The organism is Empedobacter falsenii, assembly GCF_013488205.1.
In the GTDB taxonomy this organism is placed as follows: domain Bacteria; phylum Bacteroidota; class Bacteroidia; order Flavobacteriales; family Weeksellaceae; genus Empedobacter; species Empedobacter falsenii_C.
In genome coordinates this window covers 3132466-3154042 of record NZ_CP040908.1, presented here as the reverse complement: position 1 = coordinate 3154042, position 21577 = coordinate 3132466, and the positions used below count along the sequence as shown (strand labels likewise).

Below are 21577 nucleotides of genomic sequence, written 5' to 3'. Positions count from 1 at the left end.
TTTATTCTTCTTCAGGTTTTACTAAAAGAGAATTAATCGTTTCTTGAACTTCGTCGATAGAATTTACTTTTTTAGTAAAAGTCACTTTTCCTTCTTTATAAAATTCAACCAAATACTTTTTTTCTGTTTCAGAAATTTTAATTCCCCAATCAGGATTTCCATTTTTATTATAACTCAAACTTGAAAGCACTTTATTTGGACCTTCTATAAATGATTCTTGAGAAAATAATTTTTGAATATTATTTGATTTAAAAATTTCTGCAAATTGATTAAACAAATCATCTATTTTCATCGTTCGATTACATGCAACAGCAGAATAAATCAACACAATTAATGGGTTGATTTCTTTATAAACTTTTTCGATTAAAGGGTTTAAACTCTCTGGAGATATGTTCTCTTCTTTCAGTTGATTATTTTCTATTTTAAAAATTGTAGTAGAATTAGGTGAACTTTTTTGTACTTCTTTTTGTTGATTATTGACAATCAATTTTCCGTTTTCATCAAAAACTTCTGCAAAAATGCCATTATTTTTTTCTGTTAATTTGATTGAAGTTTGCTTCTCAAAATCTTTCACCACGATTTCTTTTCCATTATAATCAAATGATAATCGGTTAAAAGCGTGCATTGCGAAAAGATTCATTTCAAGGTAATTTGCCTTTTCATTTTTATATCCAATTCGAATTAAAAAACCTTCTTCGCTATCGAAAAACTCAAAACCGTCTACAATTTTGCCATTTTTGTAGACACTTTTTTGATCATATTCATAAAATTGATAATTATCTAATTGCTTCAAAAAATCAAAAGAATACTGATATTTTAGTTCGCCTTTTTCGTAAAAATCAACTAAAGGAATTTCGTTCAGAATAATCTTATTGATGAAATATCCATCATAAGGTTTTCCATTTTGAAAAATCCCAGTGTAAGAAGCTTGAGGTTTTTCTTTAATTAAAAAATTAGAATAGATAACGGATTTTAGTTGATTGTTTTGAACTATTTTTTTTGTTGTTCGCTTTTTTTCTAATTTACTTAAGTCTTTACCTGAAATTGTATCGCCTCTATGATTAATGAAAATCGTGTCTTGAGAATAGGAAAAAATTGAACTAAATAGTACAAAAAGAAAGGTTATTTTTTTCATAGTAAATGTTTTGGTTGAGGTTAAATGTAAAAAAAACTGCTCATTTTGAGCAGTTTTAATATTACTTTTTCAAGATTGCTTTGATAATTCCTTCCAAATTTTCATTGAATTCGAGCAGTTGAGAAAAAACTTTATCGTCTTTATTCAAGCCGCCATGTTTATTGTTTTTGACAAACGTTGCTTTTATCGTTTCCCAACGTTCTTTTTCCTCGGAAGTCATCAAACCTGCAATTTCTTTTAAGCGCAAAAGATTCGATTCTGCATCTGTTGTCAACGTTTGAGATTCACTTTCGTAATGCGCCAAAATCGTTTCATTAATTTCTTTTTCGTTCATCATCGGAACAATTTTCGAAACTAATTTTGACATATTTCTGTACGAACCTTGCATCTTGAAAGGCGGTTCAGTTCTGTAATCATCTTGCATTGCTGCGCTTGCAATATAATTTTGATTGACTTTTACGACTATATTTCTAATCTTAATCACATGTTTCAAAACAGCAATAAAATCGTCAATTTCTTGTTTCAAATAATTGCCTTCCAAATTTGGAAGTTGTTCTTGATTTTCGGTTACAAAATTTGCTAACTTGTAAAAATCGGTTAAACTTTTTGAAGCAATTTTATCCAAATAAGGATTATCGCCTGTCGCATTTTCAATCAAACTTAAATTGAACAAAGTTTCCGTATCACCAATTACATCACCCAAATTATATACATCGGCACGATTGGCTAACATATCTGGAATCTGAAATTTAGAACCGCTTTCCGTATATGGATTTCCAGCCATTACAATACAAAAACGTTTTCCACGTAAATCGTAGGTTTTACTTTCTCCTTCGAAAATTCCATCAATTTTTCGCTGTCCATCGGCTAATGAAATAAATTTCTGCAAAAATTCTGCACTCAAATGCTGAATATCGTCCAAGTACAACATTACATTATCCGCCATTTCAAACGAAAGATTGATCTTTTTCAATTCTTCTCTTTCTCCAGAAGTTTTGGCTTCGATTGGATCGATTGACGTAATGTTATGTCCAATTGTAGGTCCATTCACTTTCACAAAATGCAAGCCCATTGTTTTGGCTAAATATTCCATCAACGTCGTTTTTCCATAACCTGGAGGCGAAATTAACAACAACATTCCCATACGTGCGGTGCGCTTGTTTTCGCCTGCTGTTCCCAATTGTTTGGCTAAATTATTTCCGATTAAAGGAAAATAAACTTCGTTGATTAATTTATTTCGAACAAATGATGTCAAAACTTTTGGTTCAAATTCTGCGATTTTTAAATCTTTTTCATACGATTTAGAAATTTCTTCTTTTAGCTTTTGGAATGATTTAAAATTTGGAACATCAACAGTTGAAAAATGCTCTAATTTCGAAATGATTTCATGATAATTTTGAGTATAAATTCCTTCAACAATTACCACATGATTTCCTTTCAAATCTTCAATTTTGATGACAGAATTTCCATCATTTATATAATATAGATCTTTCGAAAATAAAAGCATTGCCGCCACTTCATTCACCACATTTCTATATGACGAATAATTTTCGTTTTCATCAATAAAAGAATGAATCCAGTTTTCGATCAAGTAAAATTTTTCGGTTGAAGAAAATTGTTGATCTGTAATCAATGCATTAAAATCTTCCGAATTTTTATTTTTTTCTAAATAATTTACAAACTCTTTTTGAAATTTTTCAGCTTCTCTACTCATCGAAAAAGCTTGATATTTCGTGAAAGTTGTAAACAAATAGTGAGAAACTTTTTCTGATGATGTTTGCGATTTATCCCATTCGGTTTCCCAATTTTCAAAAAGCGATTTGATTTCATTTAGAATATTTTCAAAACGATTTGAATTCGGAAAATTTTTCAAAATTAATTGAGCTGAATTAATCATCGCGTTCAATTTTTCTTGTAAATTCTTTTCTAATGAATGCCAAAAAACTTGAGCAGTTGTGCGTGTTTGAGCATCAAATTGTAAGACATCCAATTTCGAATTAATATTTACTAATTCAGTGAAAATTCGCAACGCATCAAAATTGTGAACGCCTTTTATATAACCTTCCGAATAATTTTGTTCAATGATTTGATTGATGAATTTTTCAGCATCGAAATCTTTTTCATTTCTCGCTAAAAAAGCTTGATAAGCCAAATATTCAGCGCGATAAACCAATTGATTTTCCGAAACAAATTCTTGATTCCAAATATCTTGGTAACGATAAATTTCTTCGTTTTTAACTTTTTGATAGAAACTTGTTCCTGTTAAATGATAAAATAATTCGTTGTTACGATTCAGCAAAGTCAGCGCTAATTGCTGCGTATTGACCGTAAATTTATTTTGTCCGAGCGCAATAATATTTTGTCCATCAACAAAAAGTTCAGTTTTATCACGTAAAACACGAAGCGTATCTTCTTGAGATTTTTTCAAGAGATTTTCAAGATTTTCGGCTTTCGAAACATCTTTCAAATCCTTTAATTCTTGAATGATTTGACGCATTTTATCAATCATCAAATCCGAAGAATAAAACGCTAAAATTTCTTCTTTTTCTAAAAAAGTTTTGGATTTATTTTCGATATTTTTCAAGACTCGCAAACCAATTTGCTCTAAAGAATTGGTGCGTTTGTTGGTTTGTTCAACCAATTGTTCGCGCTTCGAATTGAACGCTTTGATAATTTCGTCGCGTTTATCTGCAATTTTTAAAGCGAAATCATCAAAATCAGAGAATTTACTTTCTAATTCTTCGAGCTGAACAATGATTTTTGTATTGTATTCTTCCGTTTTTTCGGCAGTTGTTGATAACTCTAAAAAGTTGACCACACTTTGTTCCAACAACGTAATTTGAGCAGAAAATTCGGCAACCGCTTCCTTGCTTTTTAAGGCAGAAGTTTGACGTGTTAATTGCGCACGAACTTCGTTAAGCGAAGCAAAAATGACAGAAATTTTCTCAATAATTTTTGTTGTTTGCGTGGCGTCTTCAATTTTTAAACTGTTCAGAATGTCAATCAATAACTCTAATTCGGAAGCAATTTTAAGACAAGATTCTTCGATTACTTTAGCGTCAACAACTTTCTCAATCGAAGCCACTAAATTTTTCTGTTCCGCAACTTTTTCTTCATACGGAATCAGCGCTTCATCCAATAAAAGAAACTCAATTGTTTTGGTTGATAAATTTTCGTTGACTTCTTGCAATTGATTTTCTAATTCCTGAACACGTTCTAAATTGATATAACGAATCGAACGTAAATCAATCACTTTTCCTTGAATTTTACGCGCTTCAGCCAAATGTTCAACCAATAAATCCAATTGATTATACGTTGTACTATTTACTTTGAAAACGATTTCTTCAATCGATTTTTCCGTTTTTTCTAACGTTTCTTGCGCAAATTTTTTCTGAACTTGGACTTTTGCAAATTCATCAATCGCTGTATTGGCAACCGTTTTGATTTCTAGCAAAGGAATAGCTAGCTCAAAGGTATCTTTGTCATTGATCCAAAAATATCCATCAACAATATTATTCGCTTTTTTTACAATGTCCTCATACAAACCTTCGTACGAATCTTCTTTGTTAATTAATTGGATAACTTCTTGAGATTCAGCCATTGCTTTTACAATGTCTTTGTTTCCAATTTTGTATAATGGATGATTTGTTTTTTCTTGATTTTCCACCAAACGCTCGACATAAGGCGTTTCCCAAATCTGAACTTGATGATGTCGCGTTGCTTCTTCTTCTGTGCGGAAATAGATTAAACTTCCGTCTTTAAAAATAGTAAAACCATTGCAAACAATAGGCGTTTCGACATTTTGTTGAATGATATTGTACGATAAAAGAATGTATGTATTGGTTTCATCTTGATTGAAAATATACATAAAATCTTCTCCGTTTGGAGAATTTACACGACGGAAAAATTGAAAATTATCTAACTTATTTTCGAATATATGATAGGTTCCGTTTTGTAAATAATAGCCATTCGAAAAAATCAAACCTTGATTGTCTGGCAACAAAACTGCTGCATCCAAAAGAGCAGGAATATTGATGACTTCCTTGGTGCGAACATTGTAAATATACGCTCTGAAATCTTCTTGAAAAGGTTTGATTTTAACCGCAATCAGATTTCCTAAATCGGCGTAATAATATTCGGCATCGTCTAATTGTTGATCTAAATGCGTAACTTTTTCAGTGAAAATTCCTTTTCCTGTATCCGTATTATCCTCAATTTTGAACGTAATATCGCCACCAATCGCTTCGATAAAAATTTTATCTAAAATAGAAATGTGTGGAAATTTACCTAATCGACGATCATCAATTGACGTTTTTTGCCATTCGAAATCAAATTGATCTGCTTTTTTTACTTCGTGAATGCTGCGATCATCTTGATAAATTAATTTTCCGTCTTTGATTAACCATTTAAACGCTTTTAAATCTTGTGCGCTTTTGCTGGTTTGGAAAACCATGTATAAATAATTATCTGTTCTACGAAATTTAGAAAAGATAGAATCGCGGTAATATTTATATAAATTCTGAAAATCTGTAAAGAAATTCTGATCGTTAATTAAGTCGAGAGGTTGAGGTATAAATTGATTTTCTTGAAACAGATAAATACTAAAAACATCGCTCAACTGAATGTCTGTGCGTAAACCGAAATGGACGTTGTACCCAAAAATACATAATTTATCGAACGCGATAATTCCACGTGAAATACAAGTGTTTTCTGTCGTAATTCTTTGGTTTGCGCTTAATGCAAAATTGGTAGAATTGAACACCTCTTTACGAGCTTCGTTCAATTTCGTTAATCTTTCCGAAAGAAAATCTTTTTGTGTAAGAAGTCTTTTTCGGATGATTTCGTACGCGCCTGCATCAAGCGTTTCGGTAACGTTAATATTTTTTTCTTCTTGCATTAAATTAAAATCTAAAAGGTGATTAAACGTGTTGATAAGAGCGATTGAAACGGTAAAATTTCAATCACTCTATTGTTGTTTAATAAATTAAACCATTGTACATTTTGATGATTTTATCAATAAAACCGTCAATTCGAGTGAAATTCTTTTAGAATTTTGTATCGAGAATAAGGTTTTGGAAGATAAAATTCGACTTAATTCTCGATACAATTTTTATTCATTTCATTTCTAAAAATCACTCGAATTGACGAATTTTAATTCAAAATGTACAATAGGTTGTATTAACCTATTTTTTTATTTGAAACACCTAATTGATTCGCAATTCCGAAAAGAGAATTGATAAATCCTGTGTCTTCGTTGTTTCCAGAAGCCGAAGCAGCTTGCTGCAATTTAATTAATGCAGCAGTAATTGTTAAGTTTTTGATGTCGTTTGACGAAATACCATATTTATCGGCAAGACTTCTCACTTTTCCAGCTAAATCGCTTCCACCATCTTCGTCAATCAACGCATTTTTGATATCTGTTGCATGTTTAGAATTGTCGATTAAATGATCGAAACCTTTTGCATTCGAAACTTGTTTGACAATATTTTCGAAGAACATCGTTTCTCCACCAACAATATCAATTTTTGCAGATTTTAATGCAGTTGATAACACCTCAGCTTGCGCTCCAGCAATATCTTTTTGAATGTTTATTTGAGCCAATTCGATATCTTTTTCTTTTTGTAATTGAAGTTTGAACTCTTCGTGCTCTTTTCCAACACCGTCCAATTTCTTCATTGCTTCTGCTTTTTCCTCGATTCCTTTCGCTTCTGCCAACGCTTTTTCACGAACAACTTCTGCTTGTGCTAAGCCTTCTTTACGTAACGCTTCTGCTTTTTTCTCGATAACAGATGCTTCTACAGTTCCTTGTTTTTCTTCTGCTTCTGCTTTTGCAACCATTACTTCTGCTTCAGATAGACCAATTGCAGCTTCTTCTTTTGCTTGTGCTTCAGCAATTATTTTACGAGCTTCAGCTTCTTTTGCAGAAGCTTCTTTTTTAGCTTCCGCATCAATTAATAACTCTTGCGCTTTGCGTTCTGCAACTTGTTTTTGTGCATCTGCTTCGATAACTTGACGAGCAGCTTCTTGCTCTGCCGCAATTTTTGCCGCTTCCGCAGCTTTTACAGTTTCGATTAAACGCTCTTCCGCTTCTTGCGATGCAGCAATAATTCCGGCTTGTTTCTGACGCTCAACTTCACGGTAAACTTCAACATCTTTCACACCTTGTTGCTCTTCAATCACGCCTTTTTCTAAAAGAACGCGTTCTTTGATAACGCCTTGAATATTTTTCTTCTCAACTTCGATAGACCTTTCTTTATCAATCTGAGCTAAAGTCACAATTCGCTCACGTTCTGTTTGCTCTAATGCACGATCTTTTTCAACGCGTTCCGTTTCGATTGCATCAGTACGAACTTTATTTTTTTCTGCGATAATAATTTGACGCAATTTATTTTCTTCTTGTACCGCCAATTGCTCTTCTGTTGTAATACGAACAGATTCAGCTTTTAGACGTTCTTCTTCGCGAACTTTTGCAATTTCTGCCTCTTCGCGCGCTTTTATATTTTCGATTTCTCTGCGTTGACGCTCTTCTTTTTCGGCTAATTGTCGCTCTAATTCTAAGATTGCTTCGCGCGCTTCAACGTTTTGTTTTTTGATTACTTTTTCTTCTTCACGACGAATTAAGTTGGCGTTCATATTTTGTTGAGCCGTTAATTCCGTGATTTTTTTAATACCTTCCGAATCTAAAATATTATCAGGGCTCAAGAATTGTAATTCAGTTTGTTCTAAATAATCAATCGCACAGTCATCTAAAATATATCCATTCAAGTCTGTTCCGATGATATTTAAAATTTCATCTCTAAATTCGCGACGAGCTTCGTATAATTCGATAAAATCGAATTTTTTTCCAACTGTTTTTAAAGCTTCTGAGAATTTTGCTTCGAAAATACTTTTTAATGTTTCTGGTTCTGATGCTCGTTCTGTTCCTAAGTTTTGTGCAACATTGATTACATCATTCACCGATTTATTAACGCGAACAAAAAATGCAACTTTGATATCTGCACGAATGTTGTCTTTACAAATTAAACCATCGTGTTGTTGACGAGTAATATCAATTTTCTTAATCGAAATGTCCATAATTTCCATTTTGTGGAAAACAGGAATTACATACATTCCTTTGTTGAAAGCTACTTGCGATCCACCAACACCAGTACGAACGATGGCTTTTCCTTGCGGAACTTTTTTATAGAAAACGCTTAAAACGACGATGAAAGCAATAAAGATGAAAACGATGACACCAACTGCTAAAAGAATAAAATTTGTCATGAGATTTTTATTATATTTTGATTGATTTAGTTAATAATTAAGGTTAAAATATCTTCGATAATAAACGAAGTAAGTTGAAATAATAGTATCATAATTAGGTTAAATATTGTTTAAAGTAATGTGTTTGATGACGAAATAATAATGATTTGACGGCGATTCGTCAGTAATAATAATGGTGTCACCAAAATTAATTTCTTCGCCATTTTGACTTTTGATGTTAAGCGTAATAATATCTTTCTCGATTTGAAATTCAGCAGAACCTATTTTATCACCAGTGATTTTAGACTTCGATTTTCCGACTCTTCCAATAAAATCTGTTTCGTCTTCTCCGTGATAGCCTAATTCTGCATAAACTCTTACGAGTGGTTTTGTAATCCAATGCATCATAAAATAAGCGATGATGAAAACTGGAATTAAAACTAAAACAGAATACAATCCTAACTTGCTTAATCCAAAAACAATCGAAGAAATAATGGTAATCACCCAACTGATAAATTTGAACAAGGTAATAATTACCATTAACGGAACTTTACCAACATTGATAAATTCTAAACATTTTGCCCAAAAACCTGGCTCGTGATGCACGTCAGCATCAGCATCGTGATCGGCGTCAATTTCGTGGTGCGCATCAACATCATTGATGTCTCCGATATGAAAATCTGAATCAGTTCCAAGGTCAATTCCGTCACCAGCCAACAATTGAAACACCCAATAGACGAGAGAAAATCCCATCAGAATGGTCATAATTCCATTGGCCAATGGATTGAAAAGAAGGTTTAAAATTTCGCTCATTAGCGTTGATTTTTAGTGTTAAAGTTGTCTTTTAAAGGTAAAATAAATTCTGTAAGTTATTCCATTATTTGACAATGGAGTAGAGGAGGTTAATTCCCAGCCTTCTGCTCCGTATTGATTCAATAATTTATCTAAATATTCTTGGTCGATAGAGACTTTGAAAATTCCTTGTTCAGCTTTTATTTCGATTGTTTTGTATTCAAATTTTGGCATATAGTTTCAAAATTAAAAATGATTAAGTTCTATTATTTTAAAGAAATAAAACTCACTATAAAAAGTGATTTATTCTTGATTTTTCGATAGAATTTTTAGCTTCAAAGCTTCTAATTCATTTTGAATCAAATCTCCTTTCAAGGTTTCATTAATTTCATCATCAGCTGTTTTCGAATTATCCGCCAAACTTCCGTAAGCTTGCGCAAGCGCTTCGTCTTCTTCTACTTTGGCTTTCATGCGTTCTAACATGCTAATTGTGCTATTTGCATCAATTTTTGCCATTTGTTTGTTTACCTGTTTTGTCGCATCAGCAACTTTTACACGCGCTTTTAACGTTGTCAATTCATTTTCCCATTTATTAATGTTGAATTTTAGAACTTCGACATTTTTATGGACTTCATTTGCAGATTTTTCATGAATAATTACTTGATTTTCTAATTCAGTAATTTCTTCTAACAATTGCTTCTTTAAGCCCAAAGCTTCTTTCGCTAAACTTTCGGCTTGTTCAACTGTAATTTCACTTCGCCCAGCTTTTTCTAACAAAAGAATTGCTTTTCGTTCGTAATCTGCCGCTTCTTCTTTCTTTTTGTCTACGCTATTTTGCGAACGAATTGCCATCGCTTTTACTTTTGCATAAGCTTCTAATGATTGATTAAGATCGTCGCGCATTTCGCGAATTCCTTGTTCAGTCATTTTAATTGGGTCTTCCATTTTTTCGACAACCGAATGTATTTCTGCTTGTCCAATTCTAAAAATACGTTTGAAAATATTCATAGTGATATTGTTTTATTGTTTAGAAAATTCGATTAATTGAGCAGAATATTCGCTCATCAATAAACTCAAAGAGTTTAACGTTGCTTCAAATTCGTTTTGATCAAGATTCGCAATTTGAAGTGTGTAACGATAAATAACTTTGTTTCCGTCTTCTGTTATTGCAAAAGCACCATGAATGATATCGCGATTTTTCATCAACAACGCTTTTAGCATTTCCAGATTATCATTTGTAATTGTAAATAAATACAACTCGAAAATGATGACAGGTGGTGCAATTCCTACAATCAGATTTTGAACACCATCCAATAAATTTTCAATCATAAAAACACCTTCTTTTTCGTCTTTGTAACTGATGGTGTAATTGATGTTTTGAATAAAATTTTCAATCTTCGAAAAATAATTCATTTTGTTGTTATTCGTGTTTTTTGTAATTTGTTTCCATAAAATTAAACAACTTGCTAAAATAATTAGCAATTAAAAATGTTAAAATTTTAAATAATGACAAAAATAGGTGAAAATATAAAAAAATTAAGACAGGTTAAGAACTTAACTCAACAGGCTTTTGCTGACTTATTTGAAGTTAGTAGAGGAAATATTTCATCTTATGAAGAAAAACGTGCAGAACCAAAAATTGAAACAATTTCTCAAATTGCTAAATATTTTAGCATTCCGATAAGTCATTTAATCGAAAAAAACTTAACAGTTAACGAAATATTACACTTTGATAACTATTTCGAGGAAGCTGATATGTTGCGAAATGTTAAAAATTTGAGCGCGATTCCTTTTTTATCTCGAGAAGTTATCCAAGCAAAAAAAGAGTTGTTTTCGAACTTAGAAAATTATCCTTCAATCTATTTTCCAATTTATAATTCACATCAATTTATTGCGTTAGAATATTCTTCGAGTATCGCTTCTCCTATTGATTTTACAGAAGAAGAATCGTCTATTTTATTTTTTGAGCATTTGGAAGTGGAAAATTTACATTTGGTCAATGATAAATTTGGTTTGTATTTGAATGATGATGAAATTTTTGTTGGAAAGTTTATTCAACACGAAAATCAATTGATTTTGGAATTAAACCAATGGAAACAAATCATTTTTGATGTTGAGAATATTCAACATTTTTATCAGTTTTATGCGGTTTATAAGAAAGTTTAGCTAGAATATACGATTGATTGTGGTTTGTTTTTATTTTGTTTTTAAAGTAACTAATCGCATTTTAAAATCAATAAAATCTACTGTTTTATTTCCATCTTGGTCATAAGATATAAGAGTCTCACCAGCTTGTTGATACTTATAATTTTTAGGCAATCCGAACTTTTGAATTAAATTATCGTATTTTAAATATTCTTTCGGTCTGGAATTATAAAAAGTCAATGCAGATTTAATGTCATATAATAAGGTATCTGAAATTTCGTGTAATTGTCCATTTTTAAAAATTAATCGTTCTTCATAGAGGCACGAACAGTATTTGTCCTTTCCAACGGAAAAGCTAAAATCACTTGGACAATCATTGATTTCTTTAGAAGATTTTAATTTTTTCAAACGATTAATAATTGAATTAAATTCGTTCTCATTAATTAAAACAATTTCAGAATCTTTATTATAATACCCATTGTTTTCTTGACATTCAGGAGGAATATTATAATCTACGTAATTAGGAGGAAAAGACGCAATAATATCATTGATTTCTTTTTGTTCATTGCAAGAGAAAAAATAGAAAAGACTTAATAATCCAATAATAAAATACTTCATAATTAAGATTTTAAACTTTAATATAAATCTTCTTTTTATCTAATAAATAAGCTAACCACCAAAAGAAGGCTAAGAAAATTAGCGAATAAACAAATGAACCAATTTCTGGAATTCCAGGAATCTTTGCGCAAATGTTTTCGTAAAACCAACCCAATGGTGAAATGAATTTGACTTCTCCTTTGTCGTTTAAACCAGCTTCAATTCTGATTAAACCTAATAATCGAGGTAATAATCCACTCAAAACAAAGATAAATAAAGGATTTTTTCCGAAAACATCAAAGAATTTCATGAAACCATTTTTGATTCCTAAAATTTCGATGAACCAAATCATTGCGCCAATTGTCAAAATTGCTAAACCAGTTGTGTTGAAAACATAAGAGCTGCTCCAAATCTTTTTATTGTACGGAAAGTCCCATTGCCAAATGTAACCAATTGTCAACGCAATTGTTCCTAAAACAAATAAACCAGCTAACATTTTATATTGCGGATTGTCTGTTTTTGGTAACGGACGATTCAACCAATTGATATTTCCTTGTTTCTGAATATAGTCACCAACCAAATACCCAAATAAAACTTGTGGAATGGTAGAAATTGTACTGAAAATTCCTTCTGGATCAAACGGAACACCTTCTCCTTTGTAAATATGCGCTAAACCAAGCAATTGATTATCGATTTTAGTTCCGATAAAACCTTCTAACGAATAAGGATCAGAAGTTCCAAGTCCGAAAGTTAAAACCCAATAAAGTAGAAGAATCGCACAACTTATCAATAAAACTTGTTTTTGTTTAAAATAAAAAGCAATAACCGAAGCGAAAAAATAAGCAATTGCAATTCGTTGTAAAACGCCCATAATTCGGATTCCGCTTTCTTCTGAATCTTTCCATGCTTTGAAAATTAGTTCATTATTATCCCACTTGAAAAATGGCCACCAATTGATGAATAATCCAATTCCGAAAATTAAAATTGTTCGTTTTATTACTTTTTGCCAAAAAATCTGTTGAGGCTGTTGTTGCAATTTCGGAATCACAAAAGCCATCGCATTTCCTACAGCAAACAAAAAGAATGGAAAAACCAAATCTGTTGGTGTGCATCCGTGCCAATCTGCATGTTCCAAAGGATCAAACATAGCTGACCAGTTTCCTGGATTATTTACCAAAATCATCAACGCAACAGTTGCGCCACGAAAAACGTCTAATGAATAATAACGAGCTGCTTTCATCTCTTTTGTGTTAATGTTTTAAAGATATAGATTTTTTGAATTTTTTGACAAAATGCTTTTCAAAAAGATACTAGATTATTCCTTACCTTTAATTGTCAATAACAAACAATAAATAAAATGAGAACGGAGTCTGATTTATTAGGAGAATTACAAATTCCTGAAACGGCTTATTATGGTGTGCAAACGCAACGCGCCATTAATAATTTCAAAATTTCCAATAATTATTTGTCGCATTATCCCGAATTTGTAAAGGCGCTTGGTGTTGTGAAATTAGGGGCTGCACAAGCTAATCATGAATTAGGAATTTTATCGAAAGAATTATTTGATGCGATTTCTTTTGCTTCAAATGAATTAATTGCTGGTAAATATACAGAGCAATTTCCGATCGATATGATACAAGGTGGTGCAGGAACTTCTACAAATATGAACGCCAATGAAGTGATTGCAAATATTGCTTTGGAGCATTTAGGAAAACAAAAAGGTGAGTATCAATTTTGTTCGCCAAATGATCATGTCAACCTTTCGCAATCTACGAATGATGCGTATCCATCTGCCTTGAAATTAGCATTATTTAATATGAATAAGCCTTTGATTGATGCATTAACTTCGTTGTATGAAGCGTTTGATAAAAAAGGAAAACAATTTGGTAATGTTATAAAAATGGGACGTACGCAATTGCAAGATGCGGTTCCAATGACGCTTGGTCAAGAGTTTGAAGGATTTTCGAATACGTTGCATAAAGAAGTTGATAATTTGAATCGAATTGCTGCTGAATTATTAGTAATTAATATGGGGGCAACTGCAATTGGAACTGGATTGAACGCTGTTCCGGGTTATGCGCAATTGTGTACAACTAAAATTGCTGAAATTATGAATGAAGATGTTTCGTTGGCTGATAATTTAGTGGAAGCAACTTCGGATACAAGTTCGTTTGTGGATTATTCTTCAGCTCTGAAACGTCTTTGTGTGAAGTTGTCTAAAATTTGTAATGATTTACGTCTGTTGACTTCAGGTCCGAGAACAGGTTTGTTTGAGATTAATTTACCTCCAAAACAACCGGGATCTTCGATTATGCCAGGGAAAGTAAATCCGGTAATTCCAGAAGTTGTCAATCAAGTTTGTTTTAAAGTAATTGGAAATGATTTATCAATAACAATGGCTGCAGAAGCTGGACAATTACAGTTGAATGTGATGGAGCCGATTATTGGTTTTTCGATTATGGAATCGATTCAATATTTAACAAATGCGATGAATACGCTACGTGTTGAATGTATAGATGGAATTACAGCGAATGTTGAACATTTGAAAAATGAAGTTCAAAATAGTATTGGAATTGTGACTGCGCTAAATCCTTATATTGGTTATAAAGCAAGTACAAAAATAGCGAAAGAAGCTTTAGAGACTGGTGGAAGTGTTTATCAATTGGTTTTAGATCATGGTTTGTTGTCGAAAGAACGTTTGGACGAAATCCTTGATCCTAAAAATATGCTTGGACCGCATATATAGAAGTTAGAAATTAGAAATACGAAGTTAGAGTTGTTGAGTTTCTAACTTCGTAATTCGAGTTTCGTATTTTTTTAGTATCCGTGTAAATTCACCTCATCAGTTGGAAGTAAATCAACTTTTTTACCCATTTTTTTCTGAATGATTTTGAAATGATGCAAATCTTCTTCTGTAATCAAGCTAATTGCTTTTCCGTTTGCATTTGCACGACCTGTACGTCCAATTCTGTGCACATAATCTAAAGGCGAACGAGGTAATTCGTAATTAATAACAGTTGGTAAACCTTCGATATGAATACCGCGTCCAATCAAATCTGTTGCAACCAAAACGTTAACATCACCTAGTTTAAAATCTTCCAAATTATCCATTCTCGCGCCTTGGGATTTCTTACTATGAATCGCCATTGCAGAGATTTTATTCTTTTTTAATTTTTCAACCAAATTATCAGCAGTTCGTGTCGAAGAAACAAAAACCAACACTTGCTCTAAGTTTTCAGATTTGATTAAATAACGTAAAAAAGGACCTTTTGTTTCTGCATCAACTTTGTAAGCAACTTGCTCGATTTGCTCCAAATCAATTTCTTGCTTTTTGATTTCAACAACAATTGGATCAATGTTTAATGTAGATTTTATTTCATCAATTTTATCATTCAAAGTTGCAGAAAAAAGAATCGATTGTTTCTTTTTCGGAACACTTTTCAAAATTCGGTTCATTTCATCACCAAATCCTAATTGAAACATTTTGTCTGCTTCGTCAATCACCAAATATTGCAATTGATCTAATGATAAAGCATTATGATCCATCAAATCCAATAAACGACCAGGTGTTGCAATCAAAATTTCTGTACCATACAAATTTTTCATCTGCGGATTAATCGAAGTTCCTCCATACACCGCTTGTGTTTGTACTTCACGACGTAAAGCAGTTTGTAATCCTTCAAAAGTTTGTTCAATTTGAACTGCTAATTCACGCGTCGGAACTAAAATTAACGCTTTTATGTTACGAGATTTTTCGTACGATTGATGCTGAATTTTTTGTAGCAAAGGCGCAACAAAACACAAGGTTTTTCCAGAACCAGTTTTCGCAATTCCCATCACATCTTTTCCTTTTAAAATAGATGGAATTGTTTCGGTCTGAATTTCAAAAGGTTTTAAAAATCCAAGTTTTGTAATTGCTTTTGATAAATATGGTGATAATCCTAAATTTTCGAATGACATAAATTGATATAAGATTGCAAAGGTAGAGATTAAATATCAATACATAATGTTAGAATTTTAATATGATTTTATTCATGATAGATTTCAAGATTTTGGTTTGAATGTTGATAATTAAATGATACCAAACCAATTAATCAACAAATGAAAAAGATATCATTAACCTTAGGGTTAATTGTAGCTAATGCTTTTGGCTACGCGCAAGTTGGTATAAATACCTCTACTCCTGATCCTAGTGCAATTCTCGAAATGAAAGATTCGAATAAAGGACTTCTTATACCTCGAGTAAAATTAACAGGAAAGTCAGATCTTACTACTATTTCTAATCCTGCAAATGGATTATTAGTTTACAATCTTACGGATGGTAATAACAATACTACAACTACAACATCTGATGATGTATATGCAAACAACTTTTATTATTATTCTGCCTCTACAACTAGTTGGAATTTATTGATTAATCAATCCAAATTAGAAGAGTCTGTAGATAAATTAGGGGTTCCTAAATTGTTGTTAATAGCAAGTTTTATAAGTAAATCAGTATCTAATAATAATACAGATTATTTAAGTGCAGCTCTGGGTACTACTACTAATAATATTCGTCAAATGTATTTTAAAAATAAGGTTTACGAAAAAGTAGTAAATTCATATGATGTTTCTAATTCTACTTTCACAGCGCCTTATAATGGTTATTATCAAATAGAAGCAAATACATTATTAAAAAGTAATCAAGCGCAACCGACAAGTAATTTTGTAAGGTTAGGAATTAGTAAACCATTTACAGGTGTTGAACCATCAACTTATCTTAATAATACTTTTGCTTTTTTGAATCAGCCTCTTAATCCAGTTGTTACAGTTGATGATCCATTGAGTGTTCATGTAACTGGAGTTATTTACATGAATAAGAATGAGAAAATAATGGTATTATCACGTTATATAACTCCTGGTACAAGTGGAAACAGTTATTCAGCTGATATTGAAACCCCTTATGGAATTAATAGAAATGATTCTAACACTTTGACAATTACTTATTTTCCAACACTATAATTATTTGTAAAATGAAATTTGTATTATCCTTTTTAGGAATAATAGTTCTTAGTAATGTATTAAGTGCTCAAATTGGTATTAATACGCTAGACCCTGACAAAAGTTCTGTACTTGATATTTATAGTTCAAATAAAGGTGTATTGATTCCCAGAGTATCATTAACAGGTATTAACGATACTACAACTGTAAAAAATCCTGCGCAATCTTTATTAGTGTATAATTTATCTAATGGAAATAATGGAACAACAAATGATACATCTGATGATGTAAGAGCAAATGAGTTGTATTATTTTTATGACGGAAAATGGAATCAGATTGTAAATCAATCTGATTTAGATAATAGTATAACTAAGGTTAGTCTAAACAAGTTAATAACTTTAGCAAACATGAAATCGAGTGGTAATGATAATTCTTTTGTAAGTTCAGATTTAGGAAATAACATAAGGAGATTTATTTTTGATAACAAAGTATCAGATAATTTAAATGCTTACAATTCAACAACTGGAGAGTTTACAGCGCCTTATACAGGTTTCTATATGTTTAATATTAATACAATTTTAAAACCTTGGCGTAAAAGTGGCGATACCACAGTAAGAGTGCTAGCTATTGGTTTAGCAAAATCATATACGAGTACGTTTCCTACTTCAGGCTTAACAAATGCCAATTTTTATACGCAGAAAGAATTTATAGATCCTGCTACAGGTCCTAATTTTATTACTTATATGAGTATGAAGAATATTATATATATGACGGCTGGTTCTAAAACTGTTGCTTTAGTTAAGAATGTTACTCCGGGTTCTACTGTTGATACGTATCAATATAATTTAAATGTGGAAATAAACTCATATAATAGAGTTTTAGCAAATTCAATGTCTATTATTTTCTTAGGAACGGATTAATTTCTATATACTATTTTTGATAAAATCTAGCTGAAATAAATTCTTTCTGTTTTAAGTGGATTTTATCATTTAGATAAGTATGATGTTCTGTTAAATTAGAAAAACTTTCGGAATAAAACTTTAATATTCTCTTTTAGCTTAATAAAACTATCGTTAACTTTGATTCTTATGAAAAAAGATCAGTCTAAGATAATTCGTGAGCAAGCGCCAAGATCAGCTACTCGCGAGCATTCGGTTCCATTATATTTAACATCAAGTTTTATTTTTGATAGTGCAGAACAAGGTCGTGCAATTTTTGCGGAAGAAGAGCAAGGAATGGTTTATTCGCGTTATGCAAATCCAAATACAACAGAGTTTATTAATCGCGTTTGTGCGTTAGAAAAAGCTGATGCTGGTTTGGCTTTTGCATCGGGAATGGCGGCTGTTTTTGCGTCATTTGCATCGTATATCAAAAGTGGAGATCATATTGTGTCAAGTCGTGCAATTTTTGGTTCTACGCATCAATTAATTACGCAATTGTTTCCGCGTTGGGGTGTAACCTATACATATGTAGAAACGCCAAATATCGAAGATTGGGAAAAAGCAATTCAACCAAATACGAAAATTGTTTTCTTAGAATCTCCTTCAAATCCGGGATTAGAATTATTTGATTTAGAAGCTTTGGCAAAATTGAAAGAAAAACATCCTCATGTTATTTTTGCAATAGACAATTGTTTCGCAACACCATATTTACAACAACCTTTGCAATTTGGATTTGATTTATCTATTCATTCTGCAACAAAATATATGGACGGACAAGGTCGCGTTTTGGGTGGAGTAGTTGTAGGGAATGAAGAATTAATCAACGAAATGATGTTTTTTATTCGTCATACAGGTCCAGCGATGTCTGCTTTTAATGCGTGGACAATTTCTAAAAGTTTAGAAACGTTGCCACTTCGTATGGATCGTCATTGCGAAAATGCGTTGGCGTTGGCAGAAGCTTTGGAAAATCATCCTGAAATTGCAGATGTAAAATATCCATTTTTACCATCGCATCCTCAATATGAGTTGGCGAAAAAGCAAATGAAAGGCGGTGGTGGAATCGTAACATTTGAAGTGAAAGGAGGAAAAGAGCGTGCTTTCAAATTTATTGATGCATTAGAAATGATTTTATATACGTCAAATTTAGGAGATTCAAGATCGATTGCAACGCATCCAGCGACTACAACTCACGCAAAATTATCAGATGCAGAACGTGCAGATTTAGGAATTATGCCAGGTTCTATCCGTTTATCAGTAGGCTTGGAAGATAAAGCAGATATTATCGAAGATATTTTGCAAGCATTAGAAAAAACTAAAATTTAATAAGCTGATTACTTGTTGATTATGTATAATTATTAAAAATTTATTCATTTCAGCACGGGCTTTGCATTGTTTAAATGAAAGTTTAGAATATGAAGAAGTTTTTAATTTTTGGTTTTGCGTTGTTTACAATGTCAAGTTACGCGCAAAACAGACCAAATGATGGGAATAATAGAAATGTCGATGTTTTAATTGAACGATCAGACTATTATGAGATATCATCAAGTCAAAAAAATAAAATAATAGCCTTAAAAAAACAAGCAAGTAAAGATTTCGAAAGAGTTGGAAGAGATCGCAATTTATCTGGTTACGAAAAAGGTAGAAGAAACAGAGAGATTTCTTACAATTTACAACGTGATATTGATAAAATCTTAAATGATAATCAACGTTACAAATGGTCAAATTCTCATCGTGACGATTATTACAAAGATAGAATTGATAATCGATTAGAGCGTTTAGAAGACGAATATGAAAGAGATATCAAGCGAATAGAACGTAATTATTCTTACGATAAAAATTTGATGAAACGTAAAAAAGAAATCAGAAAGTCTCAATATAAACGAGATAAAGAGCGTTTGAAAAATGTGAAAGATTATTATTAAAATAAAAGGATCCAATAATTTATGGATCCTTTATTTTTTATATTGATTTGATAAAATTTTCTACCTGTTCCTCTGGCGTTATCCAAGAAGTAACCAATCTAATTGCAGAATTTTGATCATCAATTTTTTGCCAAATATAAAACTCAAAATCTTGTTGTAGTTTTTCGATAATTGAATTTGGTAAAATAGGGAAAATTTGATTGGAAGATGGTTCTGTCAAAAAGTAGTGACCTTTTGCTGAAATAGCATTTGCTAATTTTTCTGCCATTTGATTAGCGTGTTTTCCCATCTCGAAAAATAAATCATCTCGAAACATTTCCGAAAACTGTATTCCAATTAAACGTCCTTTCGCTAACATTCCGCCTTTTTGCTTGATATGATAACGAAAATCTTCATCCAATTTCAAGTTATTTATCACAATTGCTTCACCTAAAAGTGCACCATTTTTAGTCCCCCCAATGTAAAAAACATCTGTAAAATTCGCCATATCTTCTAAGCTTAAATCACATTTAGAAGAAGTTAAAGCAGAAGCTAAACGCGCGCCATCGACGAAAAGATATAAATTATTCTCTTGGCAAAAATGATAAAGTTCTTGCAATTCCTTTTTCGAATAAACACTTCCAACTTCCGTAGAATTAGAAATATAAACCAATTTTGGCTTTACCATGTGCTCGTCCGTGTGCGTGGCAAGAACAACCGAAATTTGCTCAGGAGTTATTTTTCCATTATCCGTCGCAATGGTATTTACTTTATGACCTGTTGCTTCTATCGCGCCCGTTTCGTGAACAGCAATATGCCCGCTTTCGGCTGCAATTACAGATTCGTGTGGTTTTAGAATAGAAGAAATTACAATTAAATTGGCTTGTGTTCCACCAGAAACAAAATGAATTGCAGCATCTTTTTTCAGATATTTTTTGATCAATTCTCTTGCTTCATTGCAAAATTCATCTTCGCCATAACCAATTGTTTGTTCTAAATTTGTATCGATTAATCGTTGCAAAATTGCTGGGTGAGCGCCTTCGCTATAATCATTTTTAAAGCTATATTTTTTCAAAATTGAAATCTTAAATTTTGAGAATAAAAGTAGGAGTTTTCCTAATTCTTTCCTATTTTACTATCTATTTTTACCAATTATTTAAACTGAATTATGAAGATTTTAGTCGTAGAAGATGAAATAAAATTGCAAGAAACGATTGTTGAGTTTTTAGAAAAGGAAAAGATGATTGTCGAAACTGCGGATAATTATCAGCAAGCTTTGGATAAAATAATTTCGTTCGATTATGATTGCATTTTATTGGATATGATGTTGCCAGATGGTGATGGGATGCCTTTGTTGAAGGAATTGAAGAATCTTCATAAAGAAACTTCGGTGATTATTTTGTCGGCAAAAGATTCGGTTGATGATAAAGTAGAAGGATTATTGGTTGGCGCGGATGATTATTTGGCGAAACCATTTCATTTTGCTGAATTATTGGCTCGAATTAAAGTTGCTTTGCGCAAAAATCTACAAAAAGGAGAAGATATTTTGAGTTATAAAAATATTCAAATTTTTCCCGAAGATCGTTTGGTTAAAGTAAATAATATCGAACTGAAATTGAATAGAAAGGAATATGATTTGCTGTATTATTTTATGTTGAGACCCGAACGTGTTTTTCAGAAAACGACTTTAGCAGAAAGTGTTTGGGGAGATCATATTGAGCTGTCAGATAATTTAGATTTTATTTATTCGCAAATAAAGAATCTAAGAAAAAAAATGAAAGAAGCGAATTCTGAAGCCGATTTACAGGCGGTTTATGGGATTGGTTATAAGTTGATTTAAC

At 31.8% G+C, this 21577-nt stretch carries 18 protein-coding genes; 7 read left to right on the top strand and 11 right to left on the bottom strand.

Translation table 11 applies throughout. The annotated features are described in order from the left end of the window. Nucleotide 1: 1 nt before the first annotated feature. From FH779_RS14770 to FH779_RS14740, 7 genes are all read right to left on the bottom strand, one after another. Nucleotides 2–1135, bottom strand: a complete 1134-nt coding sequence (locus tag FH779_RS14770) for a hypothetical protein (RefSeq protein WP_180905240.1) — start codon at nucleotides 1133–1135, stop codon at nucleotides 2–4. Between the two features lie 61 nt (nucleotides 1136–1196). Continuing rightward, nucleotides 1197–6032, bottom strand: coding sequence for a DNA repair ATPase (locus FH779_RS14765; protein ID WP_180905239.1), 4836 nt, complete (start codon nucleotides 6030–6032; stop codon nucleotides 1197–1199). A 281-nt stretch (nucleotides 6033–6313) separates the two neighbouring features. After that, nucleotides 6314–8398 carry a flotillin family protein gene (locus FH779_RS14760; RefSeq protein WP_180905238.1) on the bottom strand — a complete coding sequence of 695 codons (2085 nt, stop codon included), beginning with the start codon at nucleotides 8396–8398 and terminating at the stop codon, nucleotides 6314–6316. A 99-nt stretch (nucleotides 8399–8497) separates the two neighbouring features. After that, entirely contained in the window at nucleotides 8498–9190 is a 693-nt protein-coding gene (locus FH779_RS14755; protein ID WP_114997780.1) for an OB-fold-containig protein, read from the bottom strand. A gap of 18 nt (nucleotides 9191–9208) precedes the next feature. After that, nucleotides 9209–9403 carry a DUF4177 domain-containing protein gene (locus FH779_RS14750; protein ID WP_038332555.1) on the bottom strand — a complete coding sequence of 65 codons (195 nt, stop codon included), beginning with the start codon at nucleotides 9401–9403 and terminating at the stop codon, nucleotides 9209–9211. 69 nt (nucleotides 9404–9472) lie between these two features. Beyond that, on the bottom strand, nucleotides 9473–10177 hold the full coding sequence (locus FH779_RS14745; protein WP_180905237.1) for a PspA/IM30 family protein: 705 nt from the start codon (nucleotides 10175–10177) through the stop codon (nucleotides 9473–9475). A 12-nt stretch (nucleotides 10178–10189) separates the two neighbouring features. Further along, nucleotides 10190–10582 (bottom strand): type III secretion system chaperone family protein, encoded by a 393-nt coding sequence (locus tag FH779_RS14740; RefSeq protein WP_038332747.1) that lies wholly within the window; start codon nucleotides 10580–10582, stop codon nucleotides 10190–10192. 93 nt (nucleotides 10583–10675) lie between these two features. On the opposite strand from FH779_RS14740, the gene FH779_RS14735 reads away from it, so the two are divergent. After that, a complete protein-coding gene (locus tag FH779_RS14735; RefSeq protein ID WP_038332559.1) occupies nucleotides 10676–11335 on the top strand; it encodes a helix-turn-helix domain-containing protein in 660 nt (219 codons plus the stop codon). 30 nt (nucleotides 11336–11365) lie between these two features. Here FH779_RS14735 and FH779_RS14730 read toward each other — a convergent pair whose 3' ends face one another. Then, a complete protein-coding gene (locus tag FH779_RS14730) occupies nucleotides 11366–11932 on the bottom strand; it encodes a hypothetical protein (RefSeq protein WP_038332561.1) in 567 nt (188 codons plus the stop codon). Between the two features lie 10 nt (nucleotides 11933–11942). After that, entirely contained in the window at nucleotides 11943–13151 is a 1209-nt protein-coding gene (locus FH779_RS14725) for an acyltransferase family protein (protein WP_180905236.1), read from the bottom strand. 108 nt (nucleotides 13152–13259) lie between these two features. Between FH779_RS14725 and aspA the strand changes: the two genes are divergently transcribed. Further along, nucleotides 13260–14657 (top strand): aspartate ammonia-lyase, encoded by a 1398-nt coding sequence (gene aspA / locus FH779_RS14720; RefSeq protein WP_180906870.1) that lies wholly within the window; start codon nucleotides 13260–13262, stop codon nucleotides 14655–14657. Between the two features lie 71 nt (nucleotides 14658–14728). Here aspA and FH779_RS14715 read toward each other — a convergent pair whose 3' ends face one another. After that, nucleotides 14729–15871 carry a DEAD/DEAH box helicase gene (locus FH779_RS14715; protein WP_180905235.1) on the bottom strand — a complete coding sequence of 381 codons (1143 nt, stop codon included), beginning with the start codon at nucleotides 15869–15871 and terminating at the stop codon, nucleotides 14729–14731. Between the two features lie 141 nt (nucleotides 15872–16012). On the opposite strand from FH779_RS14715, the gene FH779_RS14710 reads away from it, so the two are divergent. The 4 genes from FH779_RS14710 (at nucleotide 16013) to FH779_RS14695 (ending at nucleotide 19757) form a co-directional block, all read left to right on the top strand. Beyond that, the gene (locus tag FH779_RS14710; RefSeq protein ID WP_180905234.1) at nucleotides 16013–16915 is read left to right on the top strand and encodes a hypothetical protein; all 903 of its coding nucleotides are present in this window, start codon (nucleotides 16013–16015) and stop codon (nucleotides 16913–16915) included. A gap of 140 nt (nucleotides 16916–17055) precedes the next feature. Continuing rightward, nucleotides 17056–17814 (top strand): hypothetical protein, encoded by a 759-nt coding sequence (locus FH779_RS14705; RefSeq protein WP_180905233.1) that lies wholly within the window; start codon nucleotides 17056–17058, stop codon nucleotides 17812–17814. A 168-nt stretch (nucleotides 17815–17982) separates the two neighbouring features. Beyond that, the gene (locus FH779_RS14700) at nucleotides 17983–19158 is read left to right on the top strand and encodes a trans-sulfuration enzyme family protein (RefSeq protein WP_180905232.1); all 1176 of its coding nucleotides are present in this window, start codon (nucleotides 17983–17985) and stop codon (nucleotides 19156–19158) included. An 89-nt stretch (nucleotides 19159–19247) separates the two neighbouring features. Beyond that, a complete protein-coding gene (locus tag FH779_RS14695; RefSeq protein ID WP_180905231.1) occupies nucleotides 19248–19757 on the top strand; it encodes a hypothetical protein in 510 nt (169 codons plus the stop codon). A 37-nt stretch (nucleotides 19758–19794) separates the two neighbouring features. On the opposite strand, the gene FH779_RS14690 is transcribed toward FH779_RS14695, so the two are convergent. Beyond that, complete coding sequence (locus tag FH779_RS14690; protein ID WP_180905230.1) at nucleotides 19795–20811, bottom strand: threonine aldolase family protein; 1017 nt, start codon at nucleotides 20809–20811, stop codon at nucleotides 19795–19797. Between the two features lie 93 nt (nucleotides 20812–20904). On the opposite strand from FH779_RS14690, the gene FH779_RS14685 reads away from it, so the two are divergent. Next, complete coding sequence (locus FH779_RS14685; protein WP_180905229.1) at nucleotides 20905–21576, top strand: response regulator transcription factor; 672 nt, start codon at nucleotides 20905–20907, stop codon at nucleotides 21574–21576. Nucleotide 21577 lies beyond the last annotated feature (1 nt).